A 22732-nucleotide genomic window follows, 5' to 3' on the forward strand; every position below is an offset into this window, starting at 1 on the left:
CGCGAATATTTACCGCTCTGCAAAATGACGACTCTTTGCCTTAGCATTTTTGAGTACGACGAGCCACAGGCCCTGATCAACCATCGGCACTACTGTTCGCAGATGGGGTATGAGCATGAAGCGGTGTCGTACGCCGGCCTGCAGAGTGTCGCGCACCGGATTCTCTACAAGTACGAGCTGATTCTGCATCACCTGCGGCGTTTGTCCGAAGATGCGCTGCTTGCCTGCCTCACTGAAGATTGCGTGATTTTCGGCATGCATTCGATCGAAAACATGGCCGAAGGACGCGACCATGTTCTGCCGGGGATCGATGGAGAAGGCTACGACAGGCAGACGGCCGTTCAGGTCTGGCGCAACACGGCGGCGATCCGCGCGCTGATCACGGGCTTCGTTGCACGAGCCAAGATCACGACCGGACTTGAGCGCGAGCTGGATCTTTACGCCGGCATCGATTATCTGCCGCCCTATGCACAGCTCGCCGGATGCTACTGCGCTGTGATGTGTAACGTGCGCCGTCACCCGGCGTGGAATGGGCACGCGAACATATGGACCCTGGTACTGTCGGACATCGAGCTGTACGCGGGAACGCATCCGCGCTTTCGCGCGGCACTTTTCGAACACGTGAACGACTGGCAACAAAACGGTGCGCCTCTGCTGGAATTCCCGACGTATGCCGGTGTTGAGCAGGGCGGCTTCAGCGTCCAGGACCCTGGACGACCCGTGGCGATCGTGATGTATTACACGCCGAATATCCGCCAGTTCGGCGCGATTGCGGAATCGAACTTTCTGCGCTACTGCAAACGGCACGGCTATACGCTCTACGTGCACCGCGAGACACCGGCTGAAGCCGGGCCGGGGCTCACCGGAACCTGGCTCAAGATGTGGCTTCTGAACAAGTATTTGCCACACCATGAGTGGGTGCTATGGGTCGACGCCGACATTCTCTTTGTCAACCAGGCCAAGCAACTGGAACCTCTGCTGGAGGGCCACGACATTGTCGCCGCGCACGACATCGGGTCATGGATCATCAACGCTGGCGCGCTTGGGTTTCGGCGGACCAGCCGCAACCTCGAACTGGTCGCGCGGATATTCGAGTCGATCTGTGCCGTGCCGGACAAGTCGAGCACGTATGCGAGCGGCGGGGACCAGACCGTCGTCGCCGATATCCTCACGAACGAGCTTGGCTGGAATCTCGACGCCGGACTGGATCTTGTCAGTCTGAACACACCGTGGTTTTTCCAGCAGGACTCGAGCCTGATGGTCCATTACTACGGTATGGCCACCGAACTCAGAGCCCTGATGATGGCCGCCCAGGATCGGGGTAGCCTACGGTCCGGTGCCGCGGACGCGGCGCCCGACGTGCATACAACGCAAGACCCTGCACACAAGCCCCTAACCCGTGACGTTCTTCCATCCATTGAGCCTATGACCGATCAAGACATCATCGCCGCATTGCCGGTTTTCTCCGTCAACTCGGCCGGCACGGCATCGGCGGTGGCCGCGCTTGCGCTGAAGTCGGCTAACCAGAGTTTTCCGTTGCTGGCCACGCTCATTTCCGAACTCAGTCAGCACGAGCTTCATGCGTTGCCGGTAGAGGCCGCGCTCACCTCTGCGGTCGCGCATACGGCCGCGCAGCAACTGAAGACGCTGTTCGATCACTACGGCAGCGACAAGGCCAACCCCCACAACTATCACTTTCTTTACGGGCATGTGCTGCGCGAACCGCTTGCCGTGACGCATGTACTTGAAATCGGCATGGGGACCAATAACGAGGACGTGGTCTCCAACATGAGTGCGCAGGGAAGGCCGGGAGCGTCGCTGCGCGCGTTCCGGGATTTTCTGCCCAATGCGAGGATCTTTGGCGCCGATATCGACGAACGTATCCTGTTTCAGGAGGACAGGATCGAGACGTACTTCGTCGACCAGACCGAGCTCGACACCATGGCTGCATTGGGCCGCAGGTTACCGGCGGAATTCGATCTGATCATCGACGATGGCCTGCACACGCCCAATGCGAATCTGGCCAGCTTGCTGATTGGTCTACCGAAGCTGAAGCGCGGCGGTCATCTGGTGGTGGAGGACATTCATCCCGAGCATCTTTCGGTATGGCGGGTCGTTGCAGCCAGCCTTCCGTCCTGGTACAAACCGTCGCTGTATGCGGCAAGCCATGGTTATCTGCTGGCAATCAAGCGTCTGGGCTGACCGGTAGCAGGTAGAGAAGGGCGCTGTCTGGACTTCGGCGTCCCTTTCGCTGAACGTCCCGAACGCGGGCTTCGGCGGCGCGGACGTATGCGCAGTGCGCGGATTCCAGGGGAGACGGGGTTGTCTCAGGGACCGTCCCCGATCCCTGCCGGAAAGCCACGCCACCGGCCGTGGGCGGGTCTTCCCGGGGTATAATCTCGAACTTCCTTTCCGCCTCAGGTCGCCGCAAGCGCGACTTGTCGACGCAACTAAGCGACGCAACTGCGCGACCCAACGTCAAGTCCATGGCCCACTTCTCGTGTTTCCCCGGTGCTTCGGCCCTTTCCGATTTCCGTCAAACCCGCCTGCTCGACACGCTGACCGGCATTGACGCCGGTATCACCGGCGTGCGCGGCCAGTACCTGCATTTCGTCAATGCACAGACGCCGCTGACAGCCGAAGACAGCGCGAAAATCGAAGCGCTGATGCACTACGGCGATCCGTTCGAAGCCGCGAACGAACGCGGTACGACCGAAACGTTTCTCGTCGTGCCGCGCTTCGGCACGGTGTCGCCGTGGGCCAGCAAGGCGACCGAAATCGCCCGTCACTGCGGTCTCGCGCAGGTGCGGCGCATCGAGCGCGGCATCGAGTACACGGTGACGCTGAAAACGGGGCTGCTCGGCGGCAAGAAGACCTTGTCCGATGAAGCGCGCGCCGCGGTGGCGGCGGCGCTGCACGACCGGATGACCGAAAGCGTCGCGCCGTCGCGCGATCACGCGTTGCATCTGTTCGACGAACTGCCGGCGCGGCCGCTGCAAACCGTCGATATCCTGAGCGCCGGACGTGGCGCACTCGAAACGGCGAACACCGAACTGGGCCTCGCGCTCGCCGACGACGAAATCGACTACCTGGTCGACGCATTCACGAAGCTCGGCCGTAATCCGACCGACGTGGAACTGATGATGTTCGCGCAGGCGAACAGCGAGCATTGCCGCCACAAGATATTCAACGCGCAATGGACGATCGACGGCGAGGCGCAGGACATCTCGCTGTTCAACATGATCCGCAATACCGAGAAGCTGCATCCGGAAGGCACGATCGTCGCGTATTCGGACAACTCCGCGATCATGGCGGGCGGTATGGCCGAGCGCTGGTTTCCGCGCCAGCCTGGGCAGGCGGGGGCGCAGGTGAATGAGCTGGCCGAGCATTACGGCCGCCACGTCGAACTGACGCACACACTGATGAAGGTCGAAACCCACAACCACCCAACTGCGATCTCGCCGTTCCCCGGCGCGTCGACCGGCGCGGGCGGCGAAATCCGCGACGAGGGTGCGACGGGACGCGGTGCGCGCCCGAAAGCGGGGCTCGCCGGCTTCACGGTATCGAATCTCGATCTACCCGACGCACGCGAAACGTGGGAAAACGCCCGCGATGCCGTGCAGCCGCTCGTACATCGTCGTCCGGACGAACAGGGCGAAGCGTACGGCCGGCCGGACCGGATTGCCTCGCCGCTGCAGATCATGATCGACGGGCCGCTCGGCGGCGCCGCGTTCAACAACGAATTCGGTCGGCCGAACCTCGGCGGCTATTTCCGCGCGTACGAACAGAACGTGGCGGGCCTCGTGCGCGGTTATCACAAGCCAATCATGATCGCCGGCGGCATCGGCAACATCTCCGATCAGCACACGCACAAGCACGATCTGCCCGACGGCACGCTGCTCATTCAGATCGGCGGGCCCGGCATGCGGATCGGTATGGGCGGCGGCGCGGCAAGCTCGATGGCGACCGGCACCAACACCGCCGAACTCGACTTCGACTCCGTGCAGCGCGGCAACCCGGAAATCGAACGGCGCGCGCAGGAAGTGATCAACGCGTGCTGGCAACTCGGTGAACGCAATCCGATCCTGAGCATTCACGACGTGGGCGCGGGCGGTCTGTCGAACGCGTTCCCGGAACTGGTCGACGGCGCGGACAAGGGCGCGCGGTTCGAACTGCGCAAGATCCAGCTCGAAGAGAGTGGCTTGTCGCCGCGCGAAATCTGGTCGAACGAAGCGCAGGAGCGTTACGTCATCGCCATCGCGCCGGCCGATCTGCCCGCATTCGAAGCGCTGTGCGAACGCGAGCGCTGCCCGTTCGCGGTGATCGGCGTTGCGACCGAAGAACGCCAGCTGAAACTGATCGACACGGAGCTACACGACGACGACGCGCACCAGCCGGTCGATATGCCGATGGAAGTGCTGCTCGGCAAGGCGCCGCGCATGCATCGCGATGTCACGCGAGTTAGTGCAACGCTGCAACCGGTCGACGTCACGACCGTCGCGCTGCCCGAGGTCGCGATGAGCGTGCTGCGTCATCCGACGGTGGCTAACAAGTCGTTTCTGATCACGATCGGCGACCGCTCGGTAGGCGGCACGACCGCGCGCGACCAGATGGTCGGCCCGTGGCAGGTGCCGGTTGCCGATTGCGCGATCACGACGATGGACTACGCCGGTTTCCGCGGCGAAGCGATGACGATGGCCGAGCGCACACCGCTCGCAGTCATCAATGCGCCCGCATCGGGCCGCATGGCGGTCGGCGAGGCGATCACGAATATCGCGGCGGCGCCGATCGCATCGCTGGACAAACTGAAGCTGTCGGCGAACTGGATGGCCGCTTGCGGCAGCCCGGGCGAAGACGCTGCGCTTTACGACACCGTGAAAGCGATCGGCATGGAACTGTGCCCGGCGCTCGGTATCAGCATTCCGGTCGGCAAGGATTCGCTGTCGATGCGCACGAAGTGGGACGACCGCGGCGTTGCGAAGGAAGTGGTCGCGCCGGTGTCGCTGATCATTTCGGCGTTCGCACCGGTTGAAGACGTGCGCCGCCACCTGACGCCGCAACTGCAGCGTGCCGATGCAGCAGGCGACAGCGTGCTGATTGCAATCGACCTCGGTCGCGGCAAGCTGCGCATGGGCGGCAGCATTCTCGCGCAGGTGACGCAGCAGGTCGGCGATACGGTGCCCGACGTCGACGATCCCGAAGACCTGAAGCGCTTCTTCGCGGCGATCCAGGCGCTGAACCTCGATGGCAAACTGCTCGCGTATCACGATCGTTCGGACGGCGGCCTGTGGGCGACCGTCTGCGAAATGGCGTTTGCGGGACACGTGGGCGTGTCGTTGAACGTCGACATGCTGACGCTCGATCCGGATCACGAATCGGACTACGGCGACGCGAAAGACTGGACGAAGCAGACGAGCGGCCGCCGTGAGGATCGCACGATCCGCGCGCTGTTCAGCGAAGAGCTTGGTGCAGTGATCCAGGTGCGTGCCGGCGATCGCGACGCGGTGCTGGCTGCGTTGCGCGAACATGGGCTGTCGGCGTGTTCGCATGTGATCGGCAAGCTGAACGACCGCGACACGATCGAGATTTATCGCGACGCGAAGAAGATCTACGATGCGCCACGCGTCGAGCTACAACGTGCGTGGAGCGAAGTGAGCTGGCGCATCTCGCGTCTGCGCGACAACCCGGCGTGTGCCGATGCGGAATACGACGGACTGCTCGATGCCTCCGATCCGGGCATGACGCCGCAACTGAGTTTCGATCCGGCCACGGATGTGGCGGCACCGTTCATTGGTAAGGGTGCACGTCCGCGCGTGGCGATCCTGCGCGAGCAGGGCGTGAATTCGCACCTCGAAACCGCGTATGCATTCGACCGCGCCGGTTTCGACGCGTACGACGTGCATATGAGCGACCTGCTGGCCGGGCGCGCAACGCTGGCCGATTTCACGGGAGCGATTGCGTGCGGTGGCTTCTCGTACGGCGACGTACTGGGTGCCGGTGAAGGCTGGGCGAAGACGATCCGTTTCAATGCGCAACTGGCTGATATGTTTGCTGCATTTTTCAGTCGCAAGGACACGTTTGCGCTGGGCATCTGCAACGGTTGCCAGATGATGAGCAGCCTTGCATCGATGATTCCGGGCGCCGAGGCGTGGCCGAAGTTCACTCGCAACAAGTCGGAGAAGTTCGAGGCGCGTTCATCGCTGGTCGAAGTGCAGGCATCGCCGTCGATTTTCTTCGCAGGGATGGAAGGCTCGCGGATTCCGGTGGCCATTGCGCACGGTGAGGGATTCGCCGACTTTTCGCAGCAGGGCGATGCGAAGCAGGTTGCCGTGTCGATGCGGTTTGTCGATCATCGCGGGCAGGCGACCGAACAGTATCCGTTCAATCCGAATGGTTCGCCGCAGGGGATTACGTCGGTGACGACTGCGGATGGGCGCTTTGCGGTGTTGATGCCGCATATGGAGCGGGTGCACCGTTCGGTGCAGATGAGTTGGGCGCCGTCCGAGTGGAAGGGGCTTGATGGTAGCCCCTGGATGCGGGTGTTTCAGAATGCGCGGCGGTGGGTATCGTAAAGGGTTTTTTGCCTGTGCAGGCTGCTGGCTTTTGCCTGGGGCGGCGGCCTTGATTTTGCGGTTTTGGTTTTTGCCTGTGCAGGCGGCTTCTTGTTAGCGCCTCTCTTTTGCCTATGCGGGCGGCTGCGATTTGGCGCCTCGCGGCGCAGGCGTTGCCCCTGTGCGGGGCGGCACCTTCTTTCTTTGCCGCGGCAAAGAAAGAAGGCAAAGAAAGCCGCTCGAGACGTTACCGAGTCCTTTCCGCGTGCCGCCTTCGTGGCCCGCACCTAAGTGTCGTCCTCGCACTGAAACGGCAGTGGTCCGAGACGAGATCATCCCTCGCACCTTCTGCGGTAGTGACCAGGCAGTCATTCATCCCGCTCGCACTGCGTGCTCGCGGTCGGATGACCACATGGGAAGGTGGTGGTGGATCGCAGAGGAAAACTGAGGAGCGCAGTTGACAAAACTGCAGCGACGGCAGAAGCGAAATCGCAGTCGGATGACCACGTGGGACGGCGATAGCCGGACGGAGATGAAGGCCCGAAGAACGCAACCGCGAAAACAGCTGATAGAGCGTAAGCGAGAACGAGAAGCAGAAAGCGGAGGTGGGGGAGCAGCGTTGCGGAAGAAGGATCGCGCGCAACGAATGGCGTTATGCCCATCGGCGGCGAAGCTCGCCGGAACGGATGAGCGCTTTGTCACTGCCGTTGGCGGTGCGAGGTGTGATCTCGTTTCGGACCACTACCGTGTCGTTGCGAGGGCGACACTTAGGTGCGGGCCATGAAGGCTACACACGGAAAGGACTCGGTAACGTCTCGAGCGGCTTTCTTTGCCTTCTTTCTTTGCCGCGGCAAAGAAAGAAGGTGCCGCCCCGCACAGGGGCAACGCCTGCGCCGCGAGGCGCTAAATCGAAGCCGCCTGCACAGGCAAAAGAGAGGCCCTAACAAGAAGCCGCCTGCACAGGCAAGAGACAGCAGCCCGCACAGGCAAAAGCCGCCAGCCTAGGCAGAACACCAACCAGGCCGACGGCCAATCAACACTATTGAATCTTTGCGTTCTTCCGCAAACCTTCCTCAAACGCCTGCAACTTCTCCTGCTGGATCTGCTGCACGACCTGCTGCTTGACCTGATCCAGCGGCGGCGGCGTAACGGCCCGCGTGTCATCCAGTCGAATGATGTGCCAGCCATACTGCGTATGCACCGGCGTATCGGTCATCTGACCTTTCTGCAGCTTCGTCGCCGCAGCCGCGAATTCCGGCACATATGCCTTCGGGTCGGACCAGTCCAGGTCGCCGCCGTTCTTGCCCGATCCCGGGTCCTTCGAATACTGCTTCGCCAGCGCCTCGAAACTCGCACCACCCTTGATCTTCGCGATCAGGTCCTTCGCCTGCTGCTCGTTGTCGACGAGGATGTGGTGCAGGTGATATTCCTTGCCACCGGCATTCTTCACGAGCGTGTTGTACTTCGCTGTGATCTCGGCGTCGGTCGGCTGGTTGTTCTTCACGAAATCTTCGATCAGCGCGCGCAGCACGACGGTCTGCTGCGCCACGGCAACTTCCGCCTTCACATCGGCACGCGCCGGGATGCCGCGACGAACCGCTTCCTGCATCAGGACTTCGCGGTTGATCAGTTCAGTGCGCACAGCGGCTTCCAGCTGCGGCGTGTCCTGCTGACCCTGTTTCCCGAGCTGCGCAATCATCGCGTCGGCTCGTGATTTCGGAATCGGTGTGCCGTTCACAACGGCGATGTTCTGCGCAAACGCAGGTGCAGCTGCAAACGCAGCCAGCAATACCCAGACGCGGGTTTTGTTCAAGGTCATCGGAAGTTTCCTAACGGGAATTGAATTCTTCTGGCGTGTAGGCCGTGATGGCAAGTGCATGAATGCCGCGCTGCATGGCGTCGGCCAGCGCATCATACACCATGCGATGGCGCGCAACGCGCGCGCGTCCAGCAAACGCAGCCGCGACGATCGTCACGCTGTAATGGCCGCCCGCCGATGCACCCGCGTGGCCCGCATGCTGCGCGCTGTCGTCGCGCACCTCGAGCGACACAACTGGCGCGAGCGCCGCACCGAGGCGCGCTTCGATCAACGCGATGCGTTCGGCCGCACCGGCGTTCAGGAACGCCTCGCTCGTCTCATTCATTTCATTCTTCCTTCATGTACTTCGCGAGCCACAGGCTCTGTCCGACGATAAACACCACGAGGCACCCGGTCGCGCCGAACAGCTTGAAATTCACCCAGGCATCGGTGGTGAAGTGATAGGCGACAAACAGGTTCACGATGCCGAGCAGCACGAAGAAGATCGCCCACACGATGTTCAACTGCCCCCACACGCGATGCGGCAACGTAATCTGCTTGCCCATCATCGCTTCGATCAGGTTCTTGCCGAACGCCAGTTGCGAAACTATCAGCGCGACGGAGAACGCCCAGTACAGCACGGTCGGCTTCCACTTGATGAAGGTGTCGTTGTGCAACACGAGCGTCGCACCGCCGAACACCGTCACGACGCCGAGGCTTACCCACAGCATCGGGTCGACCTTGCGGTGCCGGAAAGCCACCCATGCAATCTGCACGAGTGTGGCGACGATCGCGACCGCGGTCGCGGTGAAGATGCCCCATATCTTGAACGCGACGAAGAACAGGATGATCGGGAACAGATCGAACAGAAATTTCATTGTCGGGTCGGGAAAAACGGAGAATGAACGAAGAGTGAAGGGCGCGGACGGCGATCGGCTCGCAGTCCGGCACACCGCCGTCCGGCGCGCCCCGCTAGTCCATCAATCAGCAGGGCATGCGTATCGGGTCGCGTTACTTGGGGTCGAATTGTAGCGCAGCCGAATTGATGCAGTAGCGCAGCCCCGTCGGCGCCGGACCGTCTTCGAACACGTGGCCCAGATGCGAGCCGCAGTTCTTGCAGCGGACTTCGATGCGCAGCATCCCATGCGCGCGGTCGGTCTTCTCTTCGATCACCTCGCCGTTGATCGGTTTGAAATAGCTCGGCCAGCCGCAACCAGCATCGAATTTCGTGTCCGATTCGAAGAGCGGCGTGCCGCAGGCGACGCAGTCGTAGATGCCGCGGTCCCAGTGGTCCCAGTAGCGGCCCGTGAACGGGCGCTCGGTGGCCGCGTGGCGCGTCACTTCGTATTCGACGTCGGATAGTTGCTTACGCCATTCGGCGTCGTCTTTCTCGACGGGGTAGGTGTCGGCTTTAGTATCGTCCGGATTCATGGTCGGTCTTGTCTCCAGCTACGGTGAAGAGCGCGGGCCGGCTCGTTGCCGGCAACTCCGCGCGATATTCGTGAGGTTCGCGGTCATGCTGTACTACGGCTGTGCTACGGCTCGGCACTTGCGCCTTACGACGAGCAACTGACTTCCAGCGTACTCGCCCAGTCCGGTGGCAGCGCCGCATACGCGTCGTGCTCCGGCTGTTCGTCGAACGGGCGGCGCAGTACAGCTGCCAGCCGCTCGACTTCCGAAAAGTCCTTTTCCTTCGCATGCCGGATCGCCGTTTCGGCGAGATGGTTGCGCAGGATGAATCTGGGGTTCACGCGGTTCATTGCAATGGCGCGCGTCGCATCGTCGCGTGTTTCTTCGGACAGCCGCGCGCGATAGTCGTTCGCCCATGCATCGAATGCCGGGCGGTCGAGAAACAGGTCGCGCGCCGAAGTGTCGCCGCTTGCATCGTGCTTCGAGATCCGCGCGAGGTGGCGGAACGTCAGCGTGAAGTCCGCGCGGTTCGCCTGCATGATTGAGAACAGGCGGTTCGCAAGCGCGTCGTCGCCGGGGCGTTCGTTTTCGAGGCCGAGCTTGGCGCGCATCCGCGCTTCGAGTGCGGGCGCAAACTGCGTCTTGAAACCTTCCAGCACGCGCTGCGCGTCCTCGATCGCGCGCTCGCCGCGCACGGCTTCGTCGTGCGGGCCGCCGAGCAGCGGCAGCAACCCTTGAGCGAGGCAGAACAGGTTCCAGTACGCGACTTGCGGTTGCCGCTGATACGCGTAACGACCTTGCGTGTCCGAATGGTTGCAGATGTAGTTCGCATCGAAACCGTCGAGAAAACCGAATGGGCCGTAGTCGATCGTCAGGCCGAGAATCGACATGTTGTCGGTATTCATCACGCCGTGGCAGAAGCCGACGGCCTGCCATTGCGCGAGCAGATCGGCGGTGGAATGCACGGCTTTGTTCAGCAGCGCGAGGTACGGGTCGTCGGCTTCACGGCAATGCGGATGGAAGCGGTCGATCACATGATCGGCGAGCATGCGCAATGCATCGGTATCGTCATTCGAGTAGAAATGCTCGAAATGGCCGAAGCGCACGAAGCTCGGTGCCACGCGTGTGACGACAGCCGCCGTTTCCATTTCCTCGCGACGCACCGGCTGGTCGGAGCCGATCACGCAGAGCGCGCGTGTTGTCGGGATGCCGAGGTGGTGCATCGCCTCCGAGCACAGGTATTCGCGTATCGACGAGCGCAGCACGGCGCGGCCGTCGCCCATGCGCGAATAGGGCGTGCGGCCGCCGCCCTTCAACTGCAACTCGTAGCGCCGGCCCGCATGTTCGATCTCGCCGAGCCCGAGCGCGCGGCCATCGCCGAGCTGGCCGGCCCACACGCCAAACTGATGACCGGAATACACCGACGCATAAGGCAGCGCGTCGCCCGGCCAGTCGCGCGTCGTGTTGCCGGAGAAAAGCTCGGCGAAGTCCGGTTCGTCCGCGACGGATGGTTCGAGGCCGAGCAGCGCGGCGGTATCCGCGGAAAATCCGACGACATACGGTGCCGGCAGCGGCGCCGCCGGCAGGCGCGTGAGAAAGCGGCTGCCAAGCTGCGCGAAGGCGCCGTCGCGCGGGCTGCCAAGCCCGTCGGCAATGGCTTGCATCGATGCCGACAGGGTGGAACTGCTTGGGGAAAACGACATGTTGAGCGCCTCTGGGTTAGCCGATATTGTAAGGCGGCGCCTGCCGGCCCGCAGGACGCCGATTCGCTGCGCATACGGACGGGGATTGCCGGTGTGCCGCGAGCGCGGCTGCGTAGCGAATCGTGTGGCTCGGGCCCGATACTTCAATCGACAACATGGCGAGGAGACGCCCGCATATGACGACGCCGTTGCTGGGACAAATGATGGATGTGCCGCTCACCGTGTCGTCGCTGATCGCGCACGCCGCGCGGCATTTCGGCGACACGGAGATAGTCTCGCGGCGCATCGAAGGCGACGTGCATCGCTACACCTGGCGCGACTGCGAACGACGCGCGAAGCAACTCGCGCAGGCGCTGATCGCACTCGGTGTGCAACCGGGCGAACGGGTCGGCACGCTCGCATGGAACGGCTACCGGCATCTCGAGGCGTATTACGGTCCGACCGGTTTCGGCGCCGTGTGTCACACGATCAATCCGCGGCTCTTTCCCGAGCAGATCGCGTTCATCATCAATCATGCGGACGACAGCTACGTGCTGTTCGACATGACCTTTGCGCCGCTCGTCGATGGGCTGGCACCGCATTGTCCAAAAGTGCGCGGCTGGATCGCGCTGGGCGATGAAGCGTGTATTGCAGAGCATCTGTCGTCGATGAAAACGCCGGTGCTCAGCTATGAAACGCTGCTCGCTGCCCAGGACGGCGAGTACACGTGGCCGCAACTCGACGAGCGCGCTGCCTCCTACCTCTGCTACACCTCGGGCACCACCGGCAATCCGAAGGGCGCGCTGTACTCGCATCGCTCCACTGTGCTGCATGCGTACGGCGCCTCGCTGCCCGACGCGATGGGCCTGTCCGGGCGCGATGCGGTGCTGCCGGTCGTGCCGATGTTTCACGTCAACGCATGGGGCATCCCGCACGCGACGGCGCTGACCGGCGCGAAGCTGGTGTTTCCGGGCAAGGACCTCGACGGCAAGTCGTTGTTCGAACTGATGGAAGCGGAACGGGTCACGTATTCCGCCGGCGTGCCGACCGTGTGGCTCGGTTTGCTGAATTACGTGAAGGAAGCGGGCCGGCGGTTTTCGACGCTGCAGCGCACGGTGATTGGCGGCTCGGCGTGTCCGCCTGCGATGCTGCGTACGTTCGAGGACGTCTACAACGTCGAGGTGATCCACGCCTGGGGGATGACGGAGATGTCGCCGCTCGGCACGCTCGCGAAGCTTACGTGGGAACAGTCGCAGCGTCCGCCCGAAGCACAACGCAAGCTGCGCGAGAAGCAGGGGCATGTGATCTACGGCGTCGACATGAAGATCGTCGGCGAAGACGGGCGCGACCTGCCGTGGGACGGCGTTGCGTTCGGCGACCTGCACGTGCGCGGCCCGTGGGTAATCGACCGGTATTTTCGCAAGGACGATTCGCCGTTGATCAACGGCTGGTTTCCGACCGGCGACGTCGCGACAATCGATCGCGACGGCTTCCTGCAGATCACCGACCGCAGCAAGGATGTGATCAAGTCCGGTGGCGAATGGATCAGCTCGATCGATATCGAGAACGTCGCGATTGCGCATCCGGCGGTGGCGGAGGCGGCCTGCATCGCGTGCTCGCATCCGAAGTGGACCGAGCGGCCGCTACTTGTCGTCGTACGGCGCCCGGACATGAACGTGACACGCGACGAACTGATCGCGTTCTACGACGGCAAGGTGGCGAAGTGGTGGATCCCCGACGATGTCGCGTTCGTCGACGAACTGCCGCACACCGCGACCGGCAAGCTGCAAAAGCTGAAGCTGCGCGAGCTGTTCCGCGACTACGTGCTGCCGTCGGCGCTGGCCGTCGACAATTGTCCGCTCACCGATGAGGAGACCGACAAACCTAGGGCAAACCCTGCACCGCGATAATAAATCCGACTGTAAGCGCGCTCGAATTGAACGAGCGTGCTTTTTTGTGTATCCTGCCTGCTGGCCCGCGAATGACGGACAATGATCCGGTTGGGGCGCGACAGCGCGTCGCGTCTTTCTCCGGTTCGCATCGAGGCATGGAGGCAGACAGATGGCAGTGGACTATACGACTCATGACGGCGTCGCCGTCATTACGCTCAACAATCCCCCGGTCAACGGGCTCGGTCTGACGACCCGGGCTGGTATCGTCGAAGGGCTCGAGCGGGCACAGAACGATCCGGCCATCGTGGCCATCGTGCTGACGGGCGCCGGCAAGGCGTTCTCCGGCGGTGCCGACATCACTGAATTCAACACCCCGAAAGCGACTCAGGAACCGACGCTCGCCACCGTCATCAAGGCGGTCGAGGGCAGCGCGAAGCCGGTCGTCGCGGCGATTCACAGCGTTGCGATGGGCGGCGGTCTGGAACTCGCGCTTGGCGCGCATTACCGCATCGCTGCACCCGGCGCGCAGATCGCGCTTCCTGAAGTGAAACTCGGCATCCTGCCGGGCGCCGGCGGCACGCAACGTCTGCCGCGCGCGATCGGGCTCGAAGCCGCGCTCAACATGATCGTGTCCGGTGCGCCGGTGCTGTCGGAGAAGCTCGCCAGCAGCGGGCTCTTCGATGAAGTCGTCCAGGGCGATCTGGCCGAAGCGGCATTGGCGTTTGCCCGCAAGGTCGGCGCGCAGGCGGGTCCGCATCCGAAGGTGCGCGACCGCAAGATCGAGCATCCGAACGCGGAAGGCTTCATCCAGTTCGCACGCAATAGCGTCGCGGGCATCGCCAAGAATTTCCCCGCTCCGCATAAATGTATCGACGCAGTCGAAGCCGGCGTGAAAAACGGCTTCGACAAGGGTCTCGCATTCGAACGCGAGTGCTTTATCGCGCTCGTGCAGACGCCGGAAAGTCATGCGTTGCGCCATGCATTCTTCGGCGAACGCGCGGCGAGCAAGATTCCCGACGTACCGTCGAGCACACCCGTGCGCGAGCTTCGCAAGATCGCCGTGATCGGCGCGGGCACGATGGGCGGCGGCATTGCGATGAACTTCGTCAATGCGGGCCTGCCCGTTACGTTGCTCGAAACGAAGCAGGACGCGCTCGATCGCGGTATCGCGACGATCCGCAAGAACTACGAAGGCACGGTCAAGAAGGGCAAGCTGAAACCCGAAGCGCTCGAACAGCGCATGGCGCTGATCACGCCGACACTGTCCTACGACGATCTGAAAGACGCCGACCTGATCATCGAAGCCGTGTTCGAAGAACTCGGCGTGAAAGAGCAGGTGTTCAAGCGGCTGGACGAAGTCGCGAAGCCCGGGGCGATCCTCGCCTCGAATACCTCGACGCTCGATCTGAACAAGATCGCCGCGTTCACGAAGCGTCCGCAGGACGTGGTCGGCATGCACTTCTTCAGCCCGGCCAACGTGATGAAGCTGCTCGAAGTCGTGCGCGGCAAGGACACGGCGAAAGACGTGCTCGCCACCGTGATGCAGGTCGCGAAGAAAATTCGCAAGACCGCAGTGGTGTCCGGCGTGTGCGACGGCTTCATCGGTAATCGCATGATCGAGCAGTACATCCGCCAGGCGCTCTTCATGCTCGAAGAAGGCGCGCTGCCTGCCCAGATCGACAAGGCCATCGAGAAGTTCGGCTTCGCGATGGGCCCGTTCCGGATGAGCGATCTCGCCGGTAACGACATCGGTTGGGCGATCCGCAAGCGCCGCTATCAGGAACATCCTGACCTGCACTATTCGAAGATCGCCGATCGCCTGTGCGAGACGGGCCGCTTCGGGCAGAAGACCGGCGGCGGCTGGTACGACTACAAGGCGGGCGACCGCACCGCATACCCGTCGAAGCTCGTCGACGAGATGATCGTTGGCTACTCGCAGGAAACCGGTGCGACGCGCCGCAAGATTTCCGACGCGGAAATCGTCGAACGTCTGGTGTACGCGCTCTCCAACGAAGGCGCGAAGATCCTTGAAGAAGGGATTGCCTCGAAGGCATCGGATATCGACATGGTGTACCTGACCGGCTACGGCTTCCCGCTGTGGCGCGGCGGCCCGATGCTGTACGCGGACACTGTTGGCCTCTACAACGTCGAGCGTGCCATCGGGCGCTATGCGGCGCAGGCGAACGGCGACGGCTGGCAGATCGCGAAGAGCATCGCCGATCTGGCGGCGCAGGGACGCGGTTTCAATAGCTAAAAGCAACTGAGAACGGCGCGCGAATTTGGCGAACGAGGTGCAGCGATGAAGGGTGCAGGCGACGTGCTGCTGGTAATCGACGTGCAGAACGATTTCATGCCGGGCGGCGCGCTTGCCGTCGCGCACGGCGACGAGATCGTACCGGTCGTGAACGAGCTCGCACGCAGCTTCGCGCATGTGGTGCTGACGCAGGACTGGCACCCGGCCGCGCATCGTTCGTTTGCCGCGAATCACGCGGGCCGCCAGCCGTTCGATAGCATCGCGCTGCCGTATGGCAACCAGGTACTGTGGCCGGTGCACTGCGTGCAGGACACACCGGGCGCCGCACTGCATCGCGATCTCGACATACCGCATGCGCAACTGGTAATTCGCAAGGGACTGCGCGCGGAGGTCGACAGTTACTCGGCATTTGTCGAAGCGGATCGCACCACCTCGACGGGTCTGGCCGGCTATCTGCGCGAGATTGGCGCGCAGCGTGTCTGGTGCTGTGGACTCGCCACTGACTATTGCGTCGCGTGGTCCGCACTCGATGCACGCGCAGCCGGATTCGACGTTGCACTGATCGAAGACGCGTCGCGCGCGATCGATCTTAACGGTTCGCTCGACGCCGCATGGCGACAGCTCGATGCAGCGGGCGTGGCCCGCGTACAGGCTGCCGAAGTGCTGCGCTGATTGTGCCGCTGCGTCTCGCTGTTCAACCAGCAGGACGCGCGACGAACCTCATTTCACATTGGAAGCAGGAGACACCATGACTGACGCCGTAATCGTTTCGACCGCCCGCACGGGTCTTGCCAAATCGTGGCGCGGCGCCTTCAACATGACGCACGGCGCGACGCTCGGCGGGCACGCCACGCAGGCTGCGGTCGAGCGCGCGAAGATCGACCCGGCCCGCGTCGAAGACGTGATCATGGGTTGCGCGAATCCCGAAGGTGCGACCGGCGCGAACATCGCACGGCAGATCGCACTGCGCGCCGGGCTGCCGGTCAGTGTGCCGGGCATGACGGTGAACCGCTTCTGCTCGTCGGGGCTGCAAACCATCGCACTGGCTGCGCAACGTGTGATCGCGGGCGAAGGCGATGTGTTCGTCGCCGGCGGCGTCGAATCGATCTCGTGTGTGCAGAACGAGATGAACCGTCACATGATGGCCGAAGGATGGCTCGCGAAGAACAAGCCGGAAGTCTACTGGTCGATGCTGCAGACGGCGGAAACGGTCGCGAAGCGTTACTCGATTGCGAAGGAACGTCAGGACGAATATGGCGTGCAATCGCAGCAGCGCGCGGCGGCCGCGCTCGAAGCTGGCCGCTTTGCCGCCGAAATCGTGCCGATGACGGTGCTCGCCGGCGTCGCGGACAAGGCGAGCGGCCAGCTGTTCACGAAGGAAGTGACGATCTCCGCCGACGAAGGCATTCGCGCCGACACGACGCTCGAAGGCGTATCGAAGATCCGTACGGCGCTGCCCGGCGGCGTGATTACGGCAGGCAATGCCAGCCAGTTTTCCGACGGCGCGTCGGCGTGCGTGGTGATGAATGCGACGGTCGCGGAGCGCGAAGGGCTGCAACCGCTCGGCATTTTCCGCGGCTTCGCCGTGGCGGGGTGCGAGCCCGACGAAATGGGCATCGGCCCGGTGTTCGCGGTGCCGAAGCTGCTCAAGCAGGCGGGTCTCAAGGTCGAGGACATCGACCTGTGGGAGCTGAACGAAGCGTTCGCGGTGCAGGTGCTCTATTGCCGCGACAAGCTGGGCATTCCCAACGAACGACTCAACGTCAACGGCGGCGCAATCGCGGTCGGTCACCCGTACGGCGTGTCCGGCGCGCGGCTGACCGGTCATGCGTTGATCGAAGGCAAGCGGCGCGGTGCGAAGTTTGTCGTCGTGACGATGTGTATCGGTGGCGGGCAGGGCGCGGCGGGGCTCTTCGAAGTCGTCTGAAGTCGTTCGCGTGTTGCGATGCGGCGGTACTGCGGGCCAGGACACCGGACAGCCGGTGCCGACCTGGTCGCTGACGCCGCCTGCGAACGGTTTGCCGTTCAATGCGTGATCGAACCCGCTCGAACGCGATGCTGCCGGGGCGCACCGCAGGCGCGGCTCCAGCGTATCGAAACAACCGGCAACGCTGGCCCACCAAGGGTGTGCGCGCAACGGTTTGCACGGTGTATGCTTGCCGCGTTCCCCCCGCGCGTCGTGTCGACACTCCATGAATCCGTCCAATCCCTCCCGCCTGTCCGGCGACGTCGGTCCGATCCCCGGTGCGCAGGTCAGCCCGATCGCCGTGCCGACCGAGGAGAGCTTTCGCGCGCTGGTTCAGGCAATCGAGGACTACGCGGTCTTCATGCTCGATGCCACGGGCCGTGTCATCAGCTGGAACGCCGGGGCGATGAAGCTGAAGGGCTATACGGAACACGAAATACTCGGCTCGCATTTTTCGCGCTTCTATACCGCGGAAGCGGTCGAGCGCGGCTGGCCCGCCTATGAACTCGAGCAGGCGCGGCTGCTCGGCCGCTTCGAGGACGAAGGCTGGCGCGTGCGCAAGGACGGCACGTTGTTCTGGGCGAACGTGATCATCACGGCGCGGCGCGGGCCAGGCGGCACGGTGGTCGGCTTTGCCAAGGTCACGCGCGATCTGACCACGCAGCGCGAGGCCGACGAGGCGTTGCGCCGCAGTGAGGAACGCTTCCGGTTGCTGGTCGAAGGGGTGAGCGATTACGCGATCTTCATGCTCGACCCCGACGGTCGCGTGATGAGCTGGAACGCCGGCGCAGCGCATATCAACGGTTATCGGCGCGATGAAATCGTCGGTCAGCATTTCTCGGTGTTCTACGCCGCCGAAGACGTGGCGACTGGCAAGCCGTTGCGCGAACTCACGCTTGCGCGCGAACAGGGCCGCGCCGAGGACGAAGGCTGGCGTGTCCGCAAGGACGGTACGACCTTCTGGGCCAACGTAACGATCACCGCGATCTACGACGAGGCGCGCGAGTTGCGCGGCTTCGCGAAAGTCACGCGCGACATGAGCGAGCGCAAGCGCCTGGAAGAGGTAGAGCAGGCGAGCCAGCGGATGAAGAAATTCCTCGCCATGCTCGCGCACGAACTGCGCAATCCGCTCGCGCCGGTCCGCAATGCGCTCGCGGCGATGCAACTCGAAGAAGGCGTGAGCGAGACGGTGCGCCGTTGCCGCGACACGATGGATCGCCAGATCACGCATCTGACGAGGCTCGTCGAGGATCTCCTCGACGTCGGTCGGATCACGTCGGGGAAGGTCGAGCTGCGAATCGCACCGGTCGAACTGCGCGACGTATTGGTGCGCAGTGTCGAAGCCGCTCAGCCGTTTATCGATGCGCGCCAGCAGAGTATCGATCTGCAGATGGAGCGTACTTCGATTGTCGTGAGCGGTGACATGACGCGGCTCGTCCAGGTGGTGCAGAACCTGTTGCACAACGCATCCAAATTCTCGCCGGAGGGAAGTTGCATCGGCATCCATATGTCGATCGAAAACCGCATGGCCGTGCTGCGCGTTTCCGATGCCGGTTGCGGCATTCCGCAAGACGCACTGGATACGATCTTCAGTCTGTTCACGCAGGTGCCGGTGGCGCAGAACACCGGCGAAAGCGGTCTGGGGATCGGGCTTACGCTGTGCCGCTCGTTGATCGAGTTGCATCACGGTTCGATTTTCGCGGCGAGCGCCGGACTGGGGAAAGGCAGTGTATTCACGGTGCGTCTGCCGGCGCATCCGGAACTCGCGCCTCTGTCGATGGACGACAAGACGAGCGAGCCCCGGTATGGCACGCCGGGCTTGCGTGTGCTGATCGTCGACGACAATCGCGATTCGGCGGACAGCCTCGCGATGCTGTTCGAAATGAAGGGGCATCGGGCGCAGGTGGTCTATCGCGGCGAACATGCAGTCGAGGCTGCGCGCCGGTTGACGCCGAACATTGCGCTGATCGACCTCGCGATGCCTGGCATCGACGGTTTCACGGTGCTGCGCATGCTACGCGCGCTGCCCGAGTTGCGCGGCACGCGCTTTGCCGCGATGACAGGTTTCGGTCAGAGCAGCGATCGCGAGCGCACGCGCGAGGCCGGCTTCGACGTGCATCTCGTGAAGCCCGTCGATATGACGCTGCTCGACGAATTTATTGCGCTGGCTGCGACACCGCGTGAAGCTGGTTGAGTGGCGATTACATGCAATTACGCGGACTGGACAGGCAGTGCAAACATGCCCTCCCGCCGTACGTCGCCGCCGTTATTTTGATAGGCTTACGCGCTCATAGCCTGCTGCATCGATAGAACCACTTATCGACCCATTTACCGAACGACGAGGAACACCGTGATACGCCATATTGTGATGTGGAAGCTGAAAGAACATGCCGAAGGTGCAAGCCGTGCGGAAAATGCGCTGAAGCTGAAGGAACGGCTCGAAGGTTGCCGCAACATCGTGCCCGGCATTCTGCATCTGGAAGCCGGCGTCGCCGCGCCGGGTCTCGATTCGACCTATGACGTCGTGCTGGTTTCCGACTTCACGGACAAGGCCGCACTCGATGCTTACCAGGTTCATCCGTTGCATGAAACGGTCAAGGCATTCGTCGGTGCGGTGCGCGAGACGCGCGAATGTGTCGACTTCGAAGTGTGACGCAGCGCAATGACCTCACCGCGTAAATCCGCTGCTGCAAGCACCGCGCAGCCGATACTCGAAAGCCCGTTCGTCGATCATCTCGGCCTGCGTCTCGTCAGTGCGGCGGACGGTGCAAGCGAAGTGATGCTGCCGCTGGCACACGACCACATGAACACCTGGGACGTCGCGCACGGCGGCGTCACGATGACGCTCGCCGACGTCGCACTCGCGATGGCCGCACGTTCGCTCGCGGACGACGGCGTAGGCGTCGTCACCGTCGAAATGAAGGTCAATTTCATGCAACCGGGCCGCGGCGAACTGCGCGCGCACGCACGCGTGCTGCACCGCTCGACGACGATGGCTTACTGCGAAGGCGAGATCCGCGACAGCGAAGGCCATTTCGTCGCGAAGGCGCTCGGCACGTTCAAGTACATGCGGCGGCTTGCGGTCGGCCGTGACGTCAAGCTGCAACGTCTGCGCAGCGACCCGTCCGCCACACCTGGCCCGAGCGACGGTTAGAGCCATCGCGTCGGTTCGTTCAATAGGTGCTGTGCCCATTTTTATCAAAGAGATTCGTCATGACCCAGATCAACCGGCAGATCCTGCTTGCATCCCGTCCGCAAGGCGGCGTCACGCCCGATAACTTCAAGCTCGTCGAGACACCGCTCGCGCCGCTCGCCGACGGCGAAGTGCGCGTGCGCAATCACTACCTGTCGCTCGATCCGTATATGCGCGGCCGGATGAACGACAGCAAGTCGTACGCGGCGCCGCAACCGCTCGATGAAGTGATGATCGGCGGAACGGTCGGCGAGATCGTCGAATCGAAGCACCCGAAGTTTGCTGTCGGCAACAAGGTCGTCGGCATGTTCGGCTGGCAGGAATACGGCACGTCGGACGGCAAGGGTCTGCAAAAGGTCGACGACACTCACGTGCCGCTGTCCGCCTATCTCGGTGCGGTCGGCATGCCAGGTGTCACCGCGTGGTACGGCCTGAACCGGATCATCGCGCCGAAGGCCGGGGAAACGGTCGTTGTCAGCGCGGCGAGCGGTGCGGTGGGCAGCGTGGTCGGGCAGCTCGCCAAACTGGCCGGCTGCCGCGCGGTCGGCATCGCGGGCGGCGCCGACAAGTGCAGCTATGTGGTCGACTCGCTCGGCTTCGATGCGTGCGTCGATTACAAGGCCGGCAACCTGTACAAGGACCTGAAGGCGGTCACACCCGACGGCGTCGACGGTTACTTCGAGAACGTCGGCGGCGAAGTGCTCGACGCTGTACTTGCACGGATGAATGCGTTTGGCCGCATCGCACTGTGCGGGATGATCGCGGGCTACGACGGCGAACCGTTGCCGCTGAAGTATCCGGCGTTGCTGCTCACGCAGCGCCTGCTCGTGCAGGGCTTTATCGTTTCGGAGCACATGGAAGTGTGGCCGGAGGCGCTCGGGCAACTCGGTATGCTGGTCGCGCAGAAGAAGCTGCATTATCGCGAGACGATCGCTGACGGACTCGAGAATGCGCCGGAAGCATTTATGGGGCTGCTGAAGGGCAAGAATTTCGGCAAGCAGCTCGTCAAGCTCGTGTGACTGTGACAGCGGTGTAGCGGCCCGGTTGATGCAGGGATGATGCCAGGCCGCCACATCGAATACGAAAGACAAGAACGATTTCTCTGGGAGACGACATGTTTCAGTTCGACGGCAAGGTCGCCGTGATCACCGGCGCGGCAAGCGGGTTCGGTCGTGCGTTTGCGGAGAAGGGCGCGGCGCTCGGCATGAAGCTCGTGCTCGCGGATGTCGACGGCAAGGCGCTTGCTCAGACCGTCGATGCGTTGCGTGCAACCGGCGCCGACGCGATCGGCGTGCCCACCGACGTCACCGATCCCGCGCAGGTGGAAGCACTGGCGCTCGCCGCGCTCGATGCGTTCGGCAAGGTTCATCTGTTGTTCAACAATGCCGGGGTCGGCTCGGTTGGCTTCGTCTGGGAAAGCAGCGCGAACGACTGGGCGTGGGTGTTCGGCGTCAACGTGATGGGCGTCGCGCACGGTGTACGCGTGTTCACGCCGATCATGCTGCGACAGAACGAACCGGCGCATATCGTCAACACGGCTTCGGTGGCGGGGCTGCTATCGCCGCCGTCGATGGGTGTCTATAACGCGTCGAAGCACGCGGTCGTGTCGTTGACCGAGACGCTGTATCACGATCTGAAGCTCGTGGGCGGGCCGGTCGGTTGCTCGCTGCTGTGTCCGGCCTTCGTGCCGACCGGCATCGCGAATGCGGAGCGCAGCCGTCCCGACGGATTGCGCAACGACGCCGCGCCGACCCGCTCGCAGGTCGCGGCCGCCAAGCAGCTGCATCGCGCGGTCGAGTCCGGCAAACTGAACGCTGCCGATGTCGCGAACATCACGTTCGAAGCAATCGACGAGGGCCGCTTCTATATCGTCACGCATCCGCCGATCATGGACACGGTACGGATGCGGCACGAAGACATCGAACAGTTGCGCAACCCGATCGATCCGATGTCGTTGAAGCCCGAAGTAAAAGCCAGCGAATAGAC

General features: G+C 63.1%; 16 protein-coding genes. 11 read left to right on the forward strand and 5 right to left on the reverse strand.

Features of this window, described 5'->3' with window-relative positions; genetic code table 11:
* Nucleotides 1-24: 24 nt before the first annotated feature.
* On the forward strand, nucleotides 25-2202 hold the full coding sequence (locus M0D65_RS27495) for a hypothetical protein (protein WP_266255387.1): 2178 nt from the start codon (nucleotides 25-27) through the stop codon (nucleotides 2200-2202).
* A gap of 284 nt (nucleotides 2203-2486) precedes the next feature.
* Nucleotides 2487-6572, forward strand: coding sequence for a phosphoribosylformylglycinamidine synthase (gene purL, locus M0D65_RS27500; RefSeq protein WP_266255388.1), 4086 nt, complete (start codon nucleotides 2487-2489; stop codon nucleotides 6570-6572).
* Nucleotides 6573-7590: 1018 nt separating this feature from the next.
* On the opposite strand, the gene M0D65_RS27505 is transcribed toward purL, so the two are convergent.
* The 5 genes from M0D65_RS27505 to M0D65_RS27525 form a co-directional block, all read right to left on the reverse strand.
* Entirely contained in the window at nucleotides 7591-8370 is a 780-nt protein-coding gene (locus M0D65_RS27505) for a peptidylprolyl isomerase (protein WP_266255389.1), read from the reverse strand.
* 10 nt (nucleotides 8371-8380) lie between these two features.
* Entirely contained in the window at nucleotides 8381-8695 is a 315-nt protein-coding gene (locus tag M0D65_RS27510) for a BolA family transcriptional regulator (RefSeq protein ID WP_091016642.1), read from the reverse strand.
* A 1-nt stretch (nucleotide 8696) separates the two neighbouring features.
* Nucleotides 8697-9227, reverse strand: a complete 531-nt coding sequence (locus M0D65_RS27515; RefSeq protein ID WP_091016645.1) for a septation protein A — start codon at nucleotides 9225-9227, stop codon at nucleotides 8697-8699.
* A gap of 133 nt (nucleotides 9228-9360) precedes the next feature.
* Nucleotides 9361-9780: a peptide-methionine (R)-S-oxide reductase MsrB gene (gene msrB, locus M0D65_RS27520; RefSeq protein WP_091016647.1), complete on the reverse strand. Its 420-nt coding sequence runs from the start codon at nucleotides 9778-9780 to the stop codon at nucleotides 9361-9363.
* A gap of 125 nt (nucleotides 9781-9905) precedes the next feature.
* Nucleotides 9906-11462, reverse strand: coding sequence for a YdiU family protein (locus tag M0D65_RS27525; RefSeq protein WP_266255390.1), 1557 nt, complete (start codon nucleotides 11460-11462; stop codon nucleotides 9906-9908).
* A gap of 176 nt (nucleotides 11463-11638) precedes the next feature.
* Here M0D65_RS27525 and M0D65_RS27530 point away from each other — a divergent pair, with 176 nt between their 5' ends.
* From M0D65_RS27530 to M0D65_RS27570, 9 genes are all read left to right on the forward strand, one after another.
* Nucleotides 11639-13351 carry a 3-(methylthio)propionyl-CoA ligase gene (locus tag M0D65_RS27530; RefSeq protein ID WP_266255391.1) on the forward strand — a complete coding sequence of 571 codons (1713 nt, stop codon included), beginning with the start codon at nucleotides 11639-11641 and terminating at the stop codon, nucleotides 13349-13351.
* A 151-nt stretch (nucleotides 13352-13502) separates the two neighbouring features.
* Nucleotides 13503-15587 carry a 3-hydroxyacyl-CoA dehydrogenase NAD-binding domain-containing protein gene (locus tag M0D65_RS27535; protein WP_266255392.1) on the forward strand — a complete coding sequence of 695 codons (2085 nt, stop codon included), beginning with the start codon at nucleotides 13503-13505 and terminating at the stop codon, nucleotides 15585-15587.
* A gap of 45 nt (nucleotides 15588-15632) precedes the next feature.
* Nucleotides 15633-16259: a bifunctional nicotinamidase/pyrazinamidase gene (pncA, locus tag M0D65_RS27540; protein WP_266255393.1), complete on the forward strand. Its 627-nt coding sequence runs from the start codon at nucleotides 15633-15635 to the stop codon at nucleotides 16257-16259.
* A 76-nt stretch (nucleotides 16260-16335) separates the two neighbouring features.
* A complete protein-coding gene (locus M0D65_RS27545) occupies nucleotides 16336-17514 on the forward strand; it encodes an acetyl-CoA C-acyltransferase (RefSeq protein ID WP_266255394.1) in 1179 nt (392 codons plus the stop codon).
* Between the two features lie 265 nt (nucleotides 17515-17779).
* Entirely contained in the window at nucleotides 17780-19747 is a 1968-nt protein-coding gene (locus M0D65_RS27550) for a PAS domain S-box protein (RefSeq protein ID WP_266255395.1), read from the forward strand.
* 156 nt (nucleotides 19748-19903) lie between these two features.
* Nucleotides 19904-20206: a Dabb family protein gene (locus M0D65_RS27555; RefSeq protein WP_266255396.1), complete on the forward strand. Its 303-nt coding sequence runs from the start codon at nucleotides 19904-19906 to the stop codon at nucleotides 20204-20206.
* 9 nt (nucleotides 20207-20215) lie between these two features.
* Nucleotides 20216-20707, forward strand: coding sequence for a PaaI family thioesterase (locus M0D65_RS27560; RefSeq protein WP_266255397.1), 492 nt, complete (start codon nucleotides 20216-20218; stop codon nucleotides 20705-20707).
* Nucleotides 20708-20766: 59 nt separating this feature from the next.
* Nucleotides 20767-21765, forward strand: a complete 999-nt coding sequence (locus M0D65_RS27565) for an NADP-dependent oxidoreductase (protein ID WP_266255398.1) — start codon at nucleotides 20767-20769, stop codon at nucleotides 21763-21765.
* A 95-nt stretch (nucleotides 21766-21860) separates the two neighbouring features.
* Nucleotides 21861-22730, forward strand: coding sequence for an SDR family oxidoreductase (locus tag M0D65_RS27570; RefSeq protein ID WP_091016667.1), 870 nt, complete (start codon nucleotides 21861-21863; stop codon nucleotides 22728-22730).
* Nucleotides 22731-22732: the final 2 nt, after the last annotated feature.

It is taken from the genome of Paraburkholderia sp. CHISQ3, from assembly GCF_030464945.1.
Classification (GTDB): domain Bacteria; phylum Pseudomonadota; class Gammaproteobacteria; order Burkholderiales; family Burkholderiaceae; genus Paraburkholderia; species Paraburkholderia megapolitana.